Origin of the sequence: Paenibacillus nicotianae (genome assembly GCF_042681745.1) — a bacterium.
In the GTDB taxonomy this organism is placed as follows: Bacteria; Bacillota; Bacilli; order Paenibacillales; family Paenibacillaceae; genus Saccharibacillus; species Saccharibacillus nicotianae.
The window spans coordinates 110,539-125,656 of sequence record NZ_JBHUGF010000010.1 but is presented as its reverse complement, the minus strand read 5'-3'; the positions used below and the strand labels follow the sequence as shown (position 1 = coordinate 125,656).

The window sequence follows — 15,118 nt, the reverse complement described above, 5'->3', positions numbered from 1 at the left end:
CCTTGAATATTTACAAATACTGATTGAACCAATCTGCAATATGATTCAATCGTTGGATTCGTAGTTGTGGATGACCGCTACGAGAAAGCTCATGATTGGCATCAGGAAAACGAACAAATGTAGTTACAGCACCTAATCGCTTCAAAGCAATAAACCATTGTTCTGCTTGTTCAATCGGACAACGCAAATCTTTTTCTCCATGCAAAATGAGGATAGGCGTTTTGACATTAGCAACATAAGCTAATGGCGAATGATCCCATAATGTATTCAAATGATCCCATGGATTGCCGGCAATCTGATCTTCTACAAAATGAAAACCAATATCACTTACACCATACATTGAAATCCAGTTACTAATCGAACGCTGAGTGACTGCCGCTTTGAAACGATCGGTATGCCCTACAATCCAGTTGGTCATAAATCCACCATAACTACCACCGGTTACACCTAATCGGTCTTTATCGATCCAGTCATAATGTTCCAGTGCATAATCTGTGATTTCCATCAAATCTTGATAATCTCCACCACCATAATCATGACGGCACGCATTCACAAATAATTGCCCGTAGCCATGACTACCACGCGGATTACCGTAAATGACAGCATATCCTTGTGATACTAACAATTGAAATTCAAGCATAAACGTATACCCGTACATTGCATGAGGGCCACCATGAATTTCCAAAATCGTCGGTACTTTTGCCTGATCTGCTTGATCGCCTGCCGGACGCATCATCCAAGCTTGTAGACGTTTGCCATCTACAGAGGTTACAGTCATTTCTTCAGGCTTGCTCAAAATCAGTTCATGTAGCAAATCATCATTATGATGAGTAAGACGTGTCTCTACTTCTGTCTCTACATTCCAGTAAAACAATTCGCCCGGTTGTAACGGATCAGACGCTATAAATACAAGATGCTGTTCAGCAGTACGCGCAAAATAATGAATATTACGCTGTCCACCTAATATCGTCTGAACTCCTGATCCATCTGTAGCAATCGATAGCAGATGGCACGATCCAAATGTAGTGCATAACACATCGATAGCTTGACCGTTCGATTGATAGATCGGCTTATACGTAGAGCTTAATCCGGTATCACCTACAACAGCATTCAAAAGCATAATATCTTCATGATCACATAAGCCGGTGATCTTTCCTGTCGCTAAGGACAATTGATACAATCGATTCAAAGTCGCATTATAATAAGACTGATCGTCTGCGATCATAGCGATAGACTGTCCATCTGGTGACCAATTCAGACTTGAAATTACATATTGATGTTGTGTCCACTGATGGCGCTCATGACCTTCTATATTGATTGTAAACAGATCATTTTTACGAGAAAAATCGGGATCGCCTTCTTCTGCTGACGGAATATGAGCAGTATACGCGATAGTCTTGCCATCCGGTGACCATGCAAAATCATCAACATCATAATCTCCTGCTGTAATCCAAGTTCCAGACTGGTCTGCTATCTTATGTACATATAAATGCGTTCGACCGCCATCCGATAGTCCACCGCTATCTGATTTGTAAATGATGCGATTGATTTCAACCGCCTTTTTCGATAAAGGAACCGATTCTTCATTGGTATGATCTGTATTTGGAGATGTTGAATGAACGGATAGATTTGATAATGAGAGTTTATTTGTTGCTGCAATTAATAACAATTGACTGTCCGGCGACCATAGAAAAGTATCTACGCCGTCAGTGATATCTGTTACTTGATGCGCTTCTCCACCATACGCAGACATCATCCAGATTTGCGGATGTTGATCTGACCCGCTTTTCCGTAAAAAAGCAAGCTGTTTGCCATCGGGTGACCATGCAGGTGAACGATCACTTTGTCCAGCCGTCCATTGTATATCTTCACTACCATCTGCCTGTATTCGACGCAAGTGCGAATCATATCCGTCTTGCTTGGCATTAACTTTTTGCGTCTCATATACAATAGTACCGTCTAACGGAGAGATGACCGGATTTTTGACCCAGTTAAAGCGATATAAATCTTCAGCGATGACTCCACGTCTACTTCCCATATTTTGTGATCCCCCATCATATTAGAGTGTACTTCATGTATGCGTATTCTTGCTTACATACTATCCTACAACAATTTGAGTCTTGAAGAGTACCTATACTACGATCTTTTTTACCATCACTATTGAATACTTTTTGCACTTTCAATATAAAAATCGCCATAAATAAAACGTCGCATATGACTCCCATAACGTCCAACCTGCGGAAAGTTCTAAAATATGAGCTTTGGTCGGTTTGGCATCCATTTTCAATACGTGCTTAATCGAATTGTGTAAACCTACATCATCAATTGGAAAAGCTGACGGCATCCGTAGACAGCGCATCAATACATAATGAGCAGTCCATGGGCCTATACCACGAATTTTCACCAGCAATTTTTCTGCTTGTTTGACATCTGTAACTTGTAACAATTGTTCTTTAGATAATGTGCCATCTACAATTAATCTAGCCGTGTCGATTAAATATTCGCACTTTTTCACTGTAGTCATGCCTGCGGCAGATAGTTCATCTACAGTAAGAGTAGCGATAGTTGTAGCTGTTGGAAAAAGCCAGTATGTCTCACCTTCATACGTAAGCGCTCGTCCAAAATGCTCTACAAAACGCCTTTTTAAAGTGTAAGCAAATCCTAAATTGATCTGTTGACCGAGAATCCCCCAGCATATCGCTTCATATAGATCAGGGATACCCATATTTCGCAATCCATAAAAGGACACAACAGCTTGTTCCAGCAAAGGATCATGAGCTGCCATTGTATAAAAAGGAGCCAAGTCTGTACCTAGATCGAACCAATCGTATACATATTGAGCAACGCCTAGACGTAATGCAGGCGAGATTGATTGATGTTCATCTACAAACCGAATCAACATATGATGTTCATCGTAATTACTAATCTCTACAATAGTTGCTTCCTGGTCTACAGCAATGGCTTTGTAAATCATACCGTCTCGTAAGGTATACAGACTTTCATTTGTAGCTGTGGATAAATGGCTATAATTTTCTGTAAAGCTAAATTCTTTGGGTACAGAGATCAATATATCTTGTCCATGATCTTGTATGTGATTAGTTACCGATAGATTAGAGTGAGGATGAAGTTCATGTTGCATAACGTTAGAATGCCTCCATTCATATCCTTGATCTGCAAAATAAGCATATATTCGTATCAGGATGTATCAACCTATTAACCATCTCTGTCTATTCGTTAACGAGATTCTATCCAATCTCAACTGCTAACTGTAGATAACACAAAAAGGAACTTACTATTACAAGTCCCTTAGATACTGCGTATTATAGTCAGCTATTACACAAAAATTTCTTCTATATGCAATGCTCTTACTTTGGTCAAATCTACAAATTGATCATTAACCTGTACCAATGGTCTAAAAATATCGAGCGGATTGTTCAAAATAATTGTGCCCTGTTCTCCATTGGTTAATTGAACTTTTTTGCCAATCAAGTTAGGCGCAAGATGATGAATCAACGCTTGAGCAGGCTTTTCATTTAATTTGGAAAATCCTAATTCATAAATACTTTGCAGGACAGCTACAAATCCCTGTTTGTTTTGTTTATTTTTGGCGGCAGTCATATTTACAAATACATCCGCGACTGAAACGATCTGTGTAAACGGATGGATTCCTCTTTTGTACAGACGATTCGGATATCCTGAACCATCTCCACGTTCATGATGCTGTAGAGCAACAGAGGCTGTCACTTTATCGTTCATTGATTCCATAATAATATCGTAACCGTATGTGGTATGATTTTTGTATTCTTTTAACTCTGAAGCATTCAACTGTTCAGGATGACTACGCAAAATAGAAGGCAAACGGCTTTTACCGATATCATGCAAATAACCGGCTTTGCTGATTCGATAACAATCATGTTTGGAGTAATCAAGCCATTCTGCGATATAGTAACTCAACAATCCCACTTTGAGCGAGTGACTATAAAGGTGATCGTCTTCTTTTTCTAAATTTAGTAATAAAGCGACCACATCTTTTTGTGCATCCAGATCTAACAATAACGGTTGCAACAATTCGTCAACAACGTCAGCATTGAATTTGCCTTTCGTCAAAGCTTCCAAAAAAATCGATTGATACGCATCGATGGAACGATTGATTTTCTCTTTCAATACAGGTGATAATCCTGTAATCGCTACCATATCAGCGACAGGTTTGATTTCTTCTTTGGCTTCAATATCAACATATTCTACTTTATGACGTAATAATAAGGTGATATCTTCTTCTTTAACATCTACCCCTTTTTTCAACAATGGTACACCCGAGCTATTAAATGTATCACTGCTTAACCGTTGACCTTGCTTGAGTTCGGTAATATGTATAATCAAACATCATTCCCCATTTCATCATTTTATATATACATGTCAAAAATCAAAATAGCGTATATACGAGTAAATAGAAGCCGAATCTGTAACTATAGGTAGAAGGTAAATGATACATAGATGTTTTCTAAAATTATGTATACCTTTTTCTGATATTTACTCTATTATATCGACAAATTACTGAAATATTGTATAGCCCTTAATCCTCAATTCTAGGTAAAACGACCTTCGCTTTTATGCAAATATACATTTGTAGTATGTATAATCTCTTTTCGATCAAAATCTCTTATTTGCGAATTATCGTTTTAGACAGCATCTAAAAAAAAGATGAACCGCATCAAACGGTTCATCTCTGATAATCAAATGGGATCGTAAGATCCACTATTTTGGTACCAATAGATTAAGAATAAGCGATAAACTGTTGACGTTTTTCACTTTCTGGATCATGTACCACATTTAATTGTCGATCAAAAAGCATAGTGGAGCGCTCTTTGAGGTCATAATCAGACCAAGGCAAATTGCTGGTCACAGGCATACTATTATGTGCAAAATTAATCCAAGCAGTCTGCATTTGCTCTGCTAGATTATACGTATCTTCATCTATTTCTAATCCTAGATGGGCGAATAAAGGTAGATTGTTAAAAGCAAACGCAATTTCAGCACCATGTGTAGCTGTGCCTAACAACGGATGCCCCGGTTGAGACCAATCGAATCGGTACATCCATACTGGAGCATGTCCATTCTGTGCTTCTGCATATTGCAATGCGGAACGCCAGAAGAACAAATCAGTTAAAAGATCAGCATGACCTCTTACCGTTAAAGGATATTGAGTTGCTATATGACTCAAATGTTCACCGAGCAGTGCTTGTACAATATTGGTAATCTGTGTCTGATTCATCAACTGAGCCGGTTGATTGAAAAATAATGTACCTTCTTCTAAATTAGTACCAATAATCAAAGGAATATGTTTGGCAGAGCCGTCTTTAATCGCTTGTACAGGCTCAACAGGTAACGTATGAGGATGAATTACCGGTTGGAATAATAATGACCACGTATCATTATCCAGCATTTGACTGACACGATTGCCTGCTTGTAATATCTCTTCAGTCGAAGCAGTATACAACTTGGATAAGTCTTGCTCTCCTACACCAAGTGCCTGAACAAACCCATCTGCAATTTGTCGACTAACTTCTGCTGGCATCGTCTGAGATGCTCCACTTTGCATAATTGCGCTTTGAAATAATCCTTTAGCGGCAGGCATTGCTAACAAAGCCGCTATACTCATCGCTCCCGCAGACTCACCGAACACTGTAACCCGTTCAGGATCGCCACCAAATGCTTCAATATTATTTTTGACCCATTCTAACGCTGCAATCTGATCCAGCAGACCAATATTAGCATGATAATCATCGCCATACGATGACAAATTCAAAAATCCAAATGGCCCTAATCTATAATTAATCGTAATCACAATCATATCTCCATTGACTGCAAGTGATGTTCCATCATATAAAGGAATACTACCTGCACCTGTTACAAAAGAACCTCCATGAATCCAAACCATCACAGGTCTTTTTTGAGTAGACTTATCAGAAGCCCATATATTCAAGTACAAACAATCTTCTGATTGTACAGGAGGTTCGCTTCCAGAACCAAACATGCTAGCTCCTTCATATACCGGTTGAGGACAAATCGGACCGAATTGTAGTGCTTCTTTTACACCTTGCCATGGTTGCGGCGGTCTTGGAGATTGAAAACGCAGTTCTCCAACAGGTGGTTCTGCATAAGGAACCCCTTTCCAGATCACTGCTCCATGTTCACGTATACCTTGTAATTCTCCGTATTGTGTATGAATTTGTGTCGTTTCCATCTTTTTCTCATCCTCTCTAATACGTTGCAACAACAATCTATCAAATGGTCATTTATACATAATGACTATCTTTATTATAGTACACTTCTTCTGTGTATATAAAACCTCAGTCATATTCTTGTACTGGAGACGCAAATTATGAACACCACTAAAACAGATAGAAATAGAACATGTTCCAAAAAACTTTGAAATGAACGAACTCTACTTCCTAATCATCAACTCAGATGATCTAAGTTCGCGAAATAAATACAAAGAAAGTTAATTCACCTTGAACATTTTATGGTTGTGTTGATAATACGAAATAATAAAATCGCGAAAATGTTGTGCTGAAGAAGATAATGTTTTGTGTTTTACCCAGGATAAGCTAACAGGATAGGTAGTGGAGTCCTCTGTAATTTGTATATAATTTAACCCCAATGTTCTACAAACAGAAATAGGAATCAAAGCCACGCCCTGATCAAGCTTTATAATTTCGACTAGCAAATGGGAATCGACCTCAAATGCAATATTGGGGCTAAAGCCAGCTTTCTCACAAAGAAAAGTAGTAAAAGCACTATACTCTACATTATTAGCGAGAGTGATAAATGGTTCATCAGCAAAAAGACTTAAAGAAACTTCATTGTTCCCCGTCAATCTGTGGTTGGAAGGTAACACGAGAACAATATCTTCATTGATCAGTAGGCAACTTTCTAACTCGTCATCTTGAATAGGATGACTGGTGATCCCTAACTCAATATCCCCTTTTTTCAAACTTGTTAATATGTCACTTTTCACTCCAATAGATTGAAGAATTTTTGAAGTAGGAAAAAGGTTAATATGTTCACTGATTAGACCGCTAAGGAATCTAGGATTAGAAATAGCTATTTTTATAGTGTTACAAATATGCTGTTCCTCTGATTGAATAGCCATTTGTGAATTTTCAAGCTCGATAAAAATCCGGTTGACATGCTTTAGAAAAATGTGTCCTGATGCACTCAATTGAATATTTCTTCCTTTGCGATCAAAAAGGATGGTTCCCAATTCATCCTCAAGCCTTTTGATAGTCAGGCTTAAAGACGGCTGAGCGATATTCAATTGTTTGGCTGCTTTAGAAATGTGTTCTGTATAGGCAACAGTCTGAAAGTATTTGAGCTGAAGTAATTCCATAGATATCCCCCACTCATTTATTAGAATAAATGTATATATACGTTAATATGTATTAGATTATATATAATAATAGATGTAAGATAAAGATAGAAAAAGACAATATATAGAAGTAAAGACTGATAATCAAGCCAAATAAATACAAAAAACTTTGAGTGAAAAAGGAAGGTGCATCATGAGAATTGACGTAAATCAAATAGCAAAAAATCTCACTACACCATTAACTGCCCCTGCTTATCCTATGCCACCTTATAAATTTGTTAACCGTGAATATTTGAATATTGTTTACCGAACAGATCCAAAAGCTTTACGAGCAGCAGTACCAGAACCTCTTGAAATTGATGAACCATTAGTTAGATTTGAAGTGATGTGGATGCCGGATGTGTCTGGATTAGGTGCTTATACTGAAGCTGGACAAGTCATTCCTGTTCGATTTAATGGTGAAGAAGGAGATTATTTGCATTCAATGTACGTGGATAACTTTCCCGCGATTGCAAGTGGTCGAGAGCTTACCGCGTATCCCAAAAAGTTAGGTGCGCCCAAGCTTTATGTAGATTCAGATACTCTAGTAGGCACGCTTGATTACGGTTCACTTCGTGTCGCAACTGCCACTATGGGATATAAGCATGCGGAGCTGGATAAAGAAATAGCGAAAAATGAAATTTGTCGACCTAATTTTATGGTGAAGATTGCTACAGATTACAATGGAGATTTACGAATTTGTGATTTGGTACGCACACAAATAACGAATATAGAGATTAAAGGGGCATGGACTGGCCCTGCTAGACTTCAATTATTTGAACATGCACTGGCACCACTTGCCGATTTGCCTGTATTGGAAGTCGTTTCAGCATCTCATATTCTTACCGATTTAACGTTAAATGCTGCACTACCTGTATATAACTATCTAGAGGAAAGATGAGGAGATTTCAAATGAGAATTGCCGTTTTAGGAGCCGGTTCTTTGGGAACCATCGTTGGAGCGTATCTTGCTGCTGGAGGAGTCGATGTGGAATTGATTGATACCTACAAAGAACATGTAGATATGCTCAATCAAGAGGGTGCTAAAGTAACAGGGACTACCGAATTTCACGCTAAGGTGAAAGCTATTACCCCTGAGAATAAGTCAGGAAAGTACGATTTAGTTTTACTGTTAACCAAACAATTATATAACGATTCTGTTCTGACAGAGTTGCTTCCATTTTTGAAAGAAGATAGTGTGGTCTGTTCTTTGCAAAACGGTATCCCTGAAAAAAACGTGGCTTCGATTGTGGGTGAAGAACGTGTTATAGCAGGTTCTGTTGAATTTGGTGCTACATTTATTGCACCCGGCGTATCTCAACTGACAATCGAGTATAGTCAATTCAAAGAGTACGCTTTTCAAATTGGAGAATTAAATGGTGAAATAACGGAACGAATCCAGCAGATCAAAAAAGTGTTAGACCTTGTAGGCGGAACTCATATTTCCGATAATCTGGTTGGAACAAAGTGGTCGAAATTACTGATCAATAATGCATTCAGTGGCTTATCGGCAGCATTAAACTCAGAATATGGAACTATTCTTGATCATGAGATTGGTATTGTTAGTGCTGTTCATATTGCAGATGAGACGATAAAAGTTGGACACGCCAATGGAATCAAATTTGCTACAATGGGTAAATTTGAGATAGAGTCGTTAGAATTAACAAGCGAAAATGATATCCCTGCACGTATCCAAACATTGAGAGTATCAATGGAACCATCCAGACTGCTAAGAGCGAGTATGCTGCAAGATCTGGAGAAAAAACGCCAAACGGAAATCGATTATATTAATGGAGTGGTTCCAAAAATGGCAAAAGGCACTGGAATTCCAACACCTTTTAACGATTTGGTGGTAAAACAAGTCAAACATGCCGAACAATCTCAAACGGTTCCTACATTTGATACCAATATCAAAGCTTTTGAACAGTTATTGAATAATAAACATTAAATATGATATATATATAAAATATGTAAAATAACGAAGTCCTCTTACTTTGAAAGACATTTTCAATATTAAAATGGAAGAGAGGAATAACAAATGAGTGTAGAAGTTTATGACGGAGAACGTTCTGAAGAAAGTATTCAAATTGAAAAAGTTTTAGCTACTGAAAGCAATAAAAAGAGCTTTTCCAGTATAGAAAATACCAAACTTTTTCTTGAGCAAAAAGGAACTGAAAATACGAAGCCTTATGTTATCGGTAAAGATGTCAAATTCTCAAGCGATGTTCAGGAGCAGACAGTCGATGACATACAAATCTTCACATTGAATAACCAAAAGTCCTCAAAACAAAAAGTTATTCTCTATATACATGGTGGTGCTTGGACAAGCCAACCTTTAGATTTACACTGGTTGTTCATGGATAACATGGCACACTCTTTAGATGCCAAAGTCATTGCTCCTATTTATCCCAAACTACCTCATTTCAACTATCAGCATACTTATCCAAAAATCTTGAAGCTTTACAAAGACATTCTTGCAACTGTTGAAAGCCCTGATCAATTGACCATTATGGGAGATTCGGCTGGCGGAAATATTTCACTTGGTCTGGTACATCTTTTAAAAGTAGAAAATGTGCCTCAACCGAAAGATATTATTTTATTATCTGCATGTGTGAATATGATTTTTGATAATCCTCTTATACCTGAATACGAAGAAAATGATCCTATTTTGGCTCGTAAAGGATTGCAAGAAGTTGCACAGAAATGGGCAGCCGACAGAAGTTTAAATGACCCGTTGATCAATCCGATGTACGGTGACTTCAAAGGCAGTGGGAAAATCACTCATTTTATTGGAACACACGAAGCTCTATATCCAGATGCTATCAAATTTGATAAAAAACTAACAGAACAAGGAGTTCAGATCAACACTTTGGTGTATCCTAAAATGAATCATGTGTTTGTTGTTATACCAATCCCTGAAGCTCAAAATGCTCAACAAAAAATTATTAATATCATTCGTTAAAAAATCGATTAAATAATGAAAAGGACTTCCTTATGCTTGGAAGTCCTTTTTGGTATACAAAAACAATATTCATTTTTAACAACTCTTTGATGATAAGAGCATGTATGTTTATCCCTCTGTGTATGGATCACTCTTATCCGACTATTATTGATGTTGTTCTCGCTTCGCCAAAATAACTGCATTATCGAGACGACTAGAAGATAACGCTTCTACACGAGCTTCTGGAAAAGCAGCCGAAGCAAGACCACTCAATACTTGTCCGGGAGGCATTTCTAGAAATAAACGAGCCCCTAGCTCGTAAAATAGCGTTGTTACTTCATGCCAGCGTACAGGATGAGCAATATTTAACGACAAATCTTCGATAATCCCTTCTGCTGTGCGAATAGCTCTCCCTTTATAATTACCAGCATATGGGATAACTGGACGAGACACTTTCATGCCATCCAGTGCTGTAGCTAATTGATCAGAGACGGAAGATAATAATGGACAATGAGATGGCACACTAACATTGAGTCGTTTGGCAGTATGCGCACCATTACTTTTGCAAGTCGTTAATAACTGATCGATAGCTTGCCATTCACCTGCAACTGTAATCTGTGTTGTTGCATTTAGGTTAGCGATATATACGGGATGTTCATCTGAATGAATACTCAAGCGAATCTGTTCCACCTGACGCGCAGTCATTCCGGTAATAACACCCATTCCATACCCTTGTGGATAAGCTTGCATCATCAATTGTCCACGCAAACGTGTCAAATGCAGAGCATCTTGAAATGAAAGGGAACCAGCAACCACTGCCGCAGCAAAAGCACCTGCACTATGACCTGCCACAAGATCAGGAAAAATACCTTCTGCTGCTAAAGCTCTAGACACAGCGACTCCAGCAATACATAGAGACATCTGTACATGATCTGTTGTCTGTAATGCTTGTTCACTATCCAGTTGATCGATCGATAACTGCAAGATTTCTTCTGCTTCTGTCAGTGTCTGCTTGATCACAGCATGATCAGGTAATTCATGCAACATTCCGGCACGTTGTGAACCTTGTCCCGGAAAAAGCATCACTACACTCATCTGGCATCTCTCCTTTATCTTATAATAATTACACTATACGTGGATTCCATGGATCACTTACCAGTAAAGGTCCTTGTAGTGTACGCATTAACACACGATCAGTAGCAGGCTTTGCCCATTCCTGAAGAGCAACTGCTCCGTAAGGTGTCTCAATTTGCACATCAACACGTACAGGCAGTTCAAGCGTCTGTTGCCATAATTGCTCTGCTACAGCCGGCTCAAGAAATTGCGCACAGCGTAGCATAATATCCAAATCGCTAGTCATTGTGACTGTACGATGCCCTGTGGCCAACTCAAAACCAACACTTCCTGTCGGTCCCCAGTTCATCTGGTTGTCTGCCCACTGGGAACAGAGTTGTTCCAATGCTTGTAAGGCTGGCATCGTAGACCAGCGGTCGTTGTAGTATCGCTTCTGTACACTTGGCAAGCTAGGTGATGCTATACATTGCTCTGGTGTTACTTTTTGTGCAACTAGCGATTGAGGAATATTCAATGCTTGTCGTAAATGACGTTCTTGACCACGTACACCGACAGCAATCTGTCCTTCTAGTGCAGGAGCACGTCTAACAACGACCCAGGGTGTCTGTTCTAAAGACAAATGTACCCATGATGGTATATCATCTAATTCTTCTATTTCTGTCCAGTGTGGATACAATTGGAGCAGATCATGAGTTGCTGTCATTAATCCCATTGCTCTGCTAATAACTGTCTTACTTTGATAGAAGCAGCTCGACCTGTAGCCGCGGTTGCACTGGTTAGGCGGTTACTTAGATCACGAGAACCCTGACGAGTATCTGCAATCGCTATCGTTAGATACTGCTTAATACGGTCGATATCTTCTGCTGGTGGTTGATCTGCTTCGATACCTTCGATCAATTGATCCAATGCACCTAATTTGGCAAAGGAACGAATATCATAAGCTGCACCTGGCACTTTGGTCGCTGCTTCATTTAGTTGATCGATAGAGCGACGGGTAATACGTGCCGCAGACTGCTTGGACATAACTTGTACAGTTACTTTTTCATCGTCCAAAGCAAGTAATCGATTCGCTTGCATCCCATGAGCTAGAAATGCGCCAGAGATTGCATTTCCTACAATCAAAGCGATAACGGGATGACCGGCAAGACGTGCGCTCGCATAAGCATCGACCGCTGATCCGCATGATAAATGAATCCCTAACACTTCTTCACGGTAACCGTAGGCTTGACTGGGGACATCGACAATAGCAACAATAGCACGCTTTTCTCCGTCTTTGTCTGCTTCAATCGCTTCACGAATATAACGGGCTATATTCCAACCTTCTTCCAGTCCTATCTCTCCTTGACGGGCTCGAACAAAGCGTGCATTAGGGTTGGGCACAACCGAGATATAACGTACCGATTGACCTTCTAACGATGTATCAGCACACAATACAGAAGCAATGCCCTGTTGGTCTGACGCTTGTTGACCGGATAACGCTTCAAACCATGTTCGTCCTCTAGTGATAGGCGCTTCATTTGTATCGGTTGGAGGTTGTTCTGTTTTCGCTTGCTGTTGTTGAAGTGCGTTCTGATCTACTACACCGGATTTCCAAGATTCACGAATAGACGATGGGACAATCAATGTATCGGCATCGACGGCTGCTAGTAATTTCAGGTAACGATCAACTTGAGCTGTACGAGTCACTTCTTTGATCCCTTGATTAAATACATCATGAATAGCTTGATTGATTTCTTGTACATCATCATTTACAAGAGCATCAGCGAATCCAGCACCTACCCGTTGTTCTCCGCCTACCATCGACCAGATACGAGAACGATCTGAAGCATCCATTTCTTGAATACCTGCTTCTTGCTCAATCACTTCTGAACCATTCAGTTGTAAGCGTCCTTGACGGGTCATAATCAGATGACTGGATAATCCTGCGGCACAGATTGACATCCCGCCATAACAGCCGATCATCCCGGAGATTACACTAACGACAGGTGTGTACGGACGAAGTGCCATAATGGCTGCGCCAATCTCTGCAATAGCCAGCAGACCATAATTGCCTTCTTGTAGTCGTACTCCACCTGTTTCTAACAATAATACCGGACGTGTTTTGATCCCTTTTTGATGATCAAGCAATACTTGCTCTAGAGCACCTGAGATTTTGGCTCCACAGACTTCCCCTATACCTCCACCTTGAAAAGCACCTTCTAAAGCAATCGCTACCGCAGGTTCGCCATCAATAGTTCCTCTGCCTACAATAACACCATCATCACTTTGTGCCACAATGCCTTGTAACGGCAAATGAGGAGACGTTATGCGATCAAAAGGGCCGATTAATTCACGAAAGCTACCTTGATCAAGTACAGCTTGCGCCCGTTCCCGTCCCGACAATTCGATAAAACTTTCAGTGGCAATCTCTATAGATTGAGTATTATTGTTCATCACGAAGCACCTCCATAGCTTGAGTTAACCGCAAATTAACCACACCGGGTGTAGCGCCAAAATCATTAATTTCAATCTTAACAGCATAAGAATAGAGTTTGAAAAAGCGATCAAATACTGCACGCCAGATATCTTCAAATCCATTCGCACTTGTACTGATCTGAACATACGCTTGATTATCGGTTGAAGGTTCGATCAATAGTTCCAAATCTCCTGAACCAGCCACACCAATATGAGCACGCCGAGTTAACGATTGTTGAGCTGGATATTGCAGATGAATAATTTGCATTACATACGACCTCCTGTCGTTTTTGAAAAAGGTTCGGTATACGACATATGTGTGATACCTGTGATTATCGAATCTATATATAAAGTAGCTGCAAGCAGATCTGCATTACCGCCAGGTGAAAAGTGATGTCTCACCATCCACTGGTCGAATGCTAATAGCGCTTGCCAGCCTTTATCGGTAGATGTTCCACCTTGCGCCAAAATCGCTGACGCACGCTCCTGTGTCTGCACAAGTGCCTGCTTCCCTCCACGATATAAAATGCAGGTGTCTGGCAATACCGCCATAATGGCAAGTAAACTATCTAGACGTGCATAACATTCGTCTATACCTTGATGCCGAGCTTGTTGTAGAGCCGGCAGACCGATATCGATCACATGGGGAAATCCACGCTCTGCTTCGTCTCTAGCACCGCCTGTTCCATAGTGACGCTTCACATGAGTTCCATGTGAACCACTATTAGGTGCATAACGATCTGTATAGCGAGCGATAGTCGCTGCTATCTCAGTAATTTTCACAGCAGCTATAGTCTCTAAAGATGTAGATACGATAGTGGATTGATGATGGGCTTGTGCTAACCAGAGCGAGGTAGCACCTGTTATTAATCCCAATGCCCAGATAGCACCCCGATGGGTATTAACACCTTTCGTCACTTCTAACATATGTTGTTCACCCTGTCGTCCGATCAAAGCTAGTTGTTCACGTAATGATTGATCGGCACATCTGCCATACGATGCTTGAGCCATTTGGACAAAAGTGACATGTAATGATTCTGCTGAATCATACATTAACTGAATATTCATATCTTGATGGGAACCATTATGATCAAGATCTACAAGTCCGGGCTTGGGCGTCAATGAAGCTTCATCTTTAAGAGCAGTTACAGCCAGTTCCCCTAACCATAATGCATAATGATCTGCTTCTACTTTTTGATAGCTTGGGGTCAATAACGATGAATAACTATCAACAGTGCTCAT

13 protein-coding genes are annotated in these 15,118 nt (G+C 39.9%); 3 read left to right on the top strand and 10 right to left on the bottom strand.

Annotated elements, in window-relative coordinates; translation table 11 throughout:
* Nucleotides 1–10: 10 nt before the first annotated feature.
* From ACFSGI_RS04820 to ACFSGI_RS04800, 5 genes are all read right to left on the bottom strand, one after another.
* Nucleotides 11–2,038, bottom strand: coding sequence for an alpha/beta hydrolase family protein (locus tag ACFSGI_RS04820; RefSeq protein ID WP_204823050.1), 2,028 nt, complete (start codon nucleotides 2,036–2,038; stop codon nucleotides 11–13).
* Between the two features lie 141 nt (nucleotides 2,039–2,179).
* On the bottom strand, nucleotides 2,180–3,139 hold the full coding sequence (locus ACFSGI_RS04815; RefSeq protein WP_204823049.1) for a DNA-3-methyladenine glycosylase family protein: 960 nt from the start codon (nucleotides 3,137–3,139) through the stop codon (nucleotides 2,180–2,182).
* A 194-nt stretch (nucleotides 3,140–3,333) separates the two neighbouring features.
* The gene (locus ACFSGI_RS04810; RefSeq protein WP_204823048.1) at nucleotides 3,334–4,380 is read right to left on the bottom strand and encodes an HD-GYP domain-containing protein; all 1,047 of its coding nucleotides are present in this window, start codon (nucleotides 4,378–4,380) and stop codon (nucleotides 3,334–3,336) included.
* Between the two features lie 394 nt (nucleotides 4,381–4,774).
* Complete coding sequence (locus ACFSGI_RS04805; RefSeq protein ID WP_204823047.1) at nucleotides 4,775–6,244, bottom strand: carboxylesterase/lipase family protein; 1,470 nt, start codon at nucleotides 6,242–6,244, stop codon at nucleotides 4,775–4,777.
* Between the two features lie 258 nt (nucleotides 6,245–6,502).
* A complete protein-coding gene (locus tag ACFSGI_RS04800) occupies nucleotides 6,503–7,390 on the bottom strand; it encodes a LysR family transcriptional regulator (protein ID WP_204823046.1) in 888 nt (295 codons plus the stop codon).
* Between the two features lie 172 nt (nucleotides 7,391–7,562).
* Here ACFSGI_RS04800 and ACFSGI_RS04795 point away from each other — a divergent pair, with 172 nt between their 5' ends.
* The 3 genes from ACFSGI_RS04795 (at nucleotide 7,563) to ACFSGI_RS04785 (ending at nucleotide 10,369) form a co-directional block, all read left to right on the top strand.
* Nucleotides 7,563–8,309: an acetoacetate decarboxylase gene (locus ACFSGI_RS04795; RefSeq protein ID WP_204823045.1), complete on the top strand. Its 747-nt coding sequence runs from the start codon at nucleotides 7,563–7,565 to the stop codon at nucleotides 8,307–8,309.
* Nucleotides 8,310–8,320: 11 nt separating this feature from the next.
* Nucleotides 8,321–9,355, top strand: coding sequence for a ketopantoate reductase family protein (locus tag ACFSGI_RS04790; protein WP_204823044.1), 1,035 nt, complete (start codon nucleotides 8,321–8,323; stop codon nucleotides 9,353–9,355).
* A gap of 90 nt (nucleotides 9,356–9,445) precedes the next feature.
* Nucleotides 9,446–10,369 (top strand): alpha/beta hydrolase fold domain-containing protein, encoded by a 924-nt coding sequence (locus ACFSGI_RS04785; RefSeq protein ID WP_204823043.1) that lies wholly within the window; start codon nucleotides 9,446–9,448, stop codon nucleotides 10,367–10,369.
* Between the two features lie 144 nt (nucleotides 10,370–10,513).
* Here ACFSGI_RS04785 and mdcH read toward each other — a convergent pair whose 3' ends face one another.
* Genes mdcH through ACFSGI_RS04760 form a run of 5 tightly spaced genes read right to left on the bottom strand, consistent with a single transcriptional unit; the run spans nucleotide 10,514 to nucleotide 15,118 of the window.
* Nucleotides 10,514–11,443, bottom strand: a complete 930-nt coding sequence (mdcH, locus tag ACFSGI_RS04780) for a malonate decarboxylase subunit epsilon (RefSeq protein WP_204823042.1) — start codon at nucleotides 11,441–11,443, stop codon at nucleotides 10,514–10,516.
* A gap of 28 nt (nucleotides 11,444–11,471) precedes the next feature.
* Nucleotides 11,472–12,125: a malonate decarboxylase holo-ACP synthase gene (locus ACFSGI_RS04775; protein ID WP_204823041.1), complete on the bottom strand. Its 654-nt coding sequence runs from the start codon at nucleotides 12,123–12,125 to the stop codon at nucleotides 11,472–11,474.
* The gene (locus ACFSGI_RS04770; protein ID WP_204823040.1) at nucleotides 12,125–13,855 is read right to left on the bottom strand and encodes a biotin-independent malonate decarboxylase subunit beta; all 1,731 of its coding nucleotides are present in this window, start codon (nucleotides 13,853–13,855) and stop codon (nucleotides 12,125–12,127) included. The genes ACFSGI_RS04775 and ACFSGI_RS04770 overlap by 1 nt, the downstream gene beginning before the upstream one ends.
* Nucleotides 13,845–14,144 (bottom strand): malonate decarboxylase subunit delta, encoded by a 300-nt coding sequence (locus ACFSGI_RS04765; protein WP_204823039.1) that lies wholly within the window; start codon nucleotides 14,142–14,144, stop codon nucleotides 13,845–13,847. The genes ACFSGI_RS04770 and ACFSGI_RS04765 overlap by 11 nt, the downstream gene beginning before the upstream one ends.
* Nucleotides 14,144–15,118 (bottom strand): triphosphoribosyl-dephospho-CoA synthase, encoded by a 975-nt coding sequence (locus ACFSGI_RS04760; protein ID WP_204823038.1) that lies wholly within the window; start codon nucleotides 15,116–15,118, stop codon nucleotides 14,144–14,146. Before ACFSGI_RS04760 ends, ACFSGI_RS04765 begins: the two co-directional genes overlap by 1 nt.

What these genes read in the sequence shown, in the direction of transcription:
- ACFSGI_RS04775 (WP_204823041.1), bottom strand. Translation starts at nt 12,125, where the DNA reads ATGACAGCAACTCATGATCTGCTCCAATTGTATCCACACTGGACAGAA.
- ACFSGI_RS04765 (WP_204823039.1), bottom strand. Translation starts at nt 14,144, where the DNA reads ATGCAAATTATTCATCTGCAATATCCAGCTCAACAATCGTTAACTCGG.
- ACFSGI_RS04760 (WP_204823038.1), bottom strand. Translation starts at nt 15,118, where the DNA reads ATGAGCACTGTTGATAGTTATTCATCGTTATTGACCCCAAGCTATCAA.
- ACFSGI_RS04805 (WP_204823047.1), bottom strand. Translation starts at nt 6,244, where the DNA reads ATGGAAACGACACAAATTCATACACAATACGGAGAATTACAAGGTATA.
- ACFSGI_RS04790 (WP_204823044.1), top strand. Translation starts at nt 8,321, where the DNA reads ATGAGAATTGCCGTTTTAGGAGCCGGTTCTTTGGGAACCATCGTTGGA.
- ACFSGI_RS04770 (WP_204823040.1), bottom strand. Translation starts at nt 13,855, where the DNA reads ATGAACAATAATACTCAATCTATAGAGATTGCCACTGAAAGTTTTATC.
- ACFSGI_RS04815 (WP_204823049.1), bottom strand. Translation starts at nt 3,139, where the DNA reads ATGCAACATGAACTTCATCCTCACTCTAATCTATCGGTAACTAATCAC.
- ACFSGI_RS04795 (WP_204823045.1), top strand. Translation starts at nt 7,563, where the DNA reads ATGAGAATTGACGTAAATCAAATAGCAAAAAATCTCACTACACCATTA.
- ACFSGI_RS04820 (WP_204823050.1), bottom strand. Translation starts at nt 2,038, where the DNA reads ATGGGAAGTAGACGTGGAGTCATCGCTGAAGATTTATATCGCTTTAAC.
- mdcH (WP_204823042.1), bottom strand. Translation starts at nt 11,443, where the DNA reads ATGAGTGTAGTGATGCTTTTTCCGGGACAAGGTTCACAACGTGCCGGA.
- ACFSGI_RS04800 (WP_204823046.1), bottom strand. Translation starts at nt 7,390, where the DNA reads ATGGAATTACTTCAGCTCAAATACTTTCAGACTGTTGCCTATACAGAA.
- ACFSGI_RS04785 (WP_204823043.1), top strand. Translation starts at nt 9,446, where the DNA reads ATGAGTGTAGAAGTTTATGACGGAGAACGTTCTGAAGAAAGTATTCAA.